Origin of the sequence: Subtercola boreus (genome assembly GCF_003399635.1) — a bacterium.
Lineage (GTDB): Bacteria > Actinomycetota > Actinomycetes > Actinomycetales > Microbacteriaceae > Subtercola > Subtercola boreus_B.
Genome location: NZ_NBXB01000094.1, coordinates 1 through 3378, shown reverse-complemented (window position 1 = coordinate 3378; position 3378 = coordinate 1). Strand labels below are relative to the sequence as shown.

General features: G+C 58.7%; 2 protein-coding genes and 1 pseudogene. All 3 read right to left on the bottom strand.

Annotated features, from left to right (window positions below; genetic code table 11):
- Positions 1 to 649, bottom strand: a pseudogene (locus tag B7R22_RS18675) (DDE-type integrase/transposase/recombinase); the annotation flags it as partial.
- Positions 650 to 1707: 1058 nt separating this feature from the next.
- Positions 1708 to 2361 (bottom strand): hypothetical protein, encoded by a 654-nt coding sequence (locus B7R22_RS18665; protein WP_116413177.1) that lies wholly within the window; start codon positions 2359 to 2361, stop codon positions 1708 to 1710.
- Positions 2362 to 2665: 304 nt separating this feature from the next.
- Complete coding sequence (locus B7R22_RS18965; RefSeq protein WP_147305478.1) at positions 2666 to 3151, bottom strand: hypothetical protein; 486 nt, start codon at positions 3149 to 3151, stop codon at positions 2666 to 2668.
- Positions 3152 to 3378 lie beyond the last annotated feature (227 nt).

Sequence of the window (3378 nt, the reverse complement as noted above, 5' to 3'; positions counted from 1 at the left end):
CTCCGTAATGGCGGGCGAAGTCCACGGTCTGCTGGTTCCTGACCGGCACCCCGGCGATATGGGTGACGGTGACGGTTTTCTCGTTATCGGTCAGCACATACGTCGGCGCACCACCCAGGATCCGGAACGTACGATCCAGCGCCGCGAACACCGAAGGTGCTGTCCTGTCCCGCAACGCGATCACGATGCGGAACCGTGACCATGCAACCCACGCGACGAACAACACCGTCTTCACGCCGCTGATGATCGGGCCGTCACCGAAGTCGTACTGCAACCACTGGCCAGGCTCCGTGACCCAGGGCCGATGCACCCGGACCCGGCCGAACTGCCACGCCGTGCGAACCTGCGCGACCGCACGCCGTGACGAACGTGCTGAACCGTCGTAGCCGAGCGCGAGAAGTTTCTCGTGGGCTTTATCGGCACGGATCTTGCCTTGGGACGCTTCGACCCATTCCTCGATCTTCGGCAGGAACGCATCCGTCACCCGAGGCCGGGACGCGACCTGGGCGATCGGTTGGCCGGCGTCGCGGGCGGCGACGTGCTTGGCGACGGTGTGATGCGAACACCCGGCAAGAGCTGCGGTAGCGCGCAGCGATCCCGTCAGGTCGAATGCGGCGAGTATTTCCATGATTTCTCCGTCAGACTTCATTCAGAGCCTCTTCCTGAAACCGGTTTGATGCGACTTAGACATCGTCATCAAATCGCAGGAAGAGGCTCCCGGCGCTTAACGCGTCCGGGTACGAAACAGAAGTGGGCAGAACTCGTGGCCACCAGCGGGCAATTCCCATGGCCACCAGCGGGCAGAACTACTGGCCACCTACGGGCAGTCTCCCATGGCCGCTAACACCCAAGTGCCGTCAAGTGATGAAAGCGGCGACTGACTGACGCTCTCTTCGCTTGCGGGTGCGTCGAATAGCGCGGTCGGAAATTGGGTCGCCGACCAGGTTCCGTCGCTAGTCAGCGTCAGATTTCCAGAGTGGTCTTCTGTTGAAGTGGCGACCCAACTTCCCACGAGACTCGACCGCGATATTGTTTGCTCGACTTTCGACGACGGGTCGAGTTCTGTCAATGAGCAACCGCCGAGCGTGAGGGCACTGGTCAGGGCAAGCGCCGTCGGCACGACCCTCATGCGGCGCCGGCTCCAAGTCACCATCTCACCGATTCCTGCCACCAAAGCGTCTGAGCCGCATCCGGCGTTCGTTCGATACCCGAACAGGTCGATTCTCGTCGGCTTACTAGTCGAGTTTGGTGTCGCGCCACTTGCATCTCCGATTCGATAGACGGTCAAAGTCAGGCCGGACGTTTCAGCCCCGCCACCCGAGTTCGTTGAACATATCGACAGAGATCCCGCACGGGACACTCGCCAGATCCTCCAAGACGGCCGGGCCCACATAGAGGGGCCAGCCGGTTGAACTGCCGTAGGCCATAACGGAAAGGTTCACCACCAGGTTGAGGCTAGACAACGCGTGGAGCCGGTCAAAAATCGACTCGAAGCTCGCCACGTGTGGCCCGAGATCCACCTCGTTCGAAACTGAAGATTCGAGAGCCCAAGTGGAGTGCAAGCGGACGAGGCTTGGAGCACTGATGGGGGACACTGGGTCGCGACTGAAGTACCCGTAGTCGGCGCCGTCCTCAAGAGTTCCGTGATCTCCGAGACGGTGAGATTGGGTGTCTGAACCAACACCGAAACGCGACTGATGGTCACCGTCATCCCCTGTCGAGGTATGTGAGATAAAGGTCGGAGATGGTGGCAGCCGGCCACTCGCGGAGCGGTCCCTCGGCTATGCGCTGATCGAATTCATCGGTCATGTCGAGGCTGGCAATCTCGATGTCGAGGCAGACAATCGTTGCGCCGACGGAACCCCACCTCACGGGTCCGCAATCGAAGATTGTCGTCGGGCTCTCGCGTTCCCAAGAAATTCGGTAGTAGAGCGGGAGTAGCTCGAGGAAGACCTCGCGGATCACACTGACGTTTAGCTGCCCGTCGCGCCGATGGGGCGGCGTGAAGGCACCTAGTTTGACTACAGGTAGAAACGGAACGATCAGGGCTTCGGCAGCCGTCCTCGGCGCCAAACCCGGCGGGAGTAGCGGAGGAACTCGACCGAGTTCTACCCGCGACAGGTAAGGAACATCCCGCGTACCGAACTCGAGGTACAGGATGTTCGTTGGCGCATCGGGCAATTCGAAGGCGACATCTCCGTCCTGATAGCTCAGGGGCTCGCCTTGGTTGGAAGCGCTGATGTCGTAAAAGGCCTCGCCCAGGTCAGTGAGGAAAACGAACGGAACGTGTGGATCTGTCCGTACGATGCCCCCTTGAGGCTCTATCAGGCGCGGAATCCTCAGGTCTTTTCGATCAATCACTTTTCAGCCTTCCGAGCGTAAATCAACACGGGGTATATGTCTCCCGGCCCTTGTGAGAATTTCAGCTCCCGACCTTGTTCCACGACCATTTGGCCTGGGATGCCATCGCTTACCGCGTCAGAAACGGCTTCCTGGAGGTTGGTCAGCATCAGCTGCTCGTAAAGGGGACGAGACTGCGATGCTACGGACTGCTGTCGACGAAATTGATTGTCGCAGTGCGGCTCGCGAAGTCGGATTCTGCTACCCAAAGCTCGTCAGCACTCACCCTTTTGCAGCGCACTGGGCTTCTCTCACCCAGTAGCAGTCATTGTTTCGTGAAGTCGAACTGGTCTTCGTTGTCCGCAGGCCCATAGTAAATGGCAAGGGATCGCCAGGGACCGACGCCAAAGCTCGACATACTGGTTCCGTATCCTGAAAAATCCTCTGTTGCAAAGATGGTGATTCTGATCTTCGGACTGCTTCCGAGTAAATCATTGTGACTCTGTGACACCTCCCATTTTCCGTGAGCCTCGTGGAAATTCTTCCAATCCAGACTTTCACCCCAGAATCTTGAGCTTGGGCCCGTAAATATCTGCTGGGGTACTGAAGCGGTGAAGGATCCGTCGTCGTTGAGCGTCAAGGTAGCTTCACGACCCCCGGGACCAGAGTGGACCCATGTACCTTCCAGTTCGGCCTCGGTTGGTCGCTGGAGAGCAAAGAAGAAGTACACGACAACTATGAGCACTATCACCGCAGGAACAAACACAACAATCCCCACCCGTGTTTTCCGGCGGCGGTTGGGCCTCACCATGTGATCACCTCAGTCCATCCAAATTCTTGGACGCGCTCGGTCGCCCAGCCCCACCTTTCCGCAAAACTATTCAAATCGCTCCGTTGCTTATCCGTAAAACGGGTCTGTAACGTTTTCGGTGTTTCCAGCATTTTTGGTTAGTAGGTTTCTGCTGCCGGCCAGCGGTCGGCGAAGGTGATCGCGAACGCGTTCAGCGCGGGTTTCCACCGCACTGTCCAGCGTGTCCT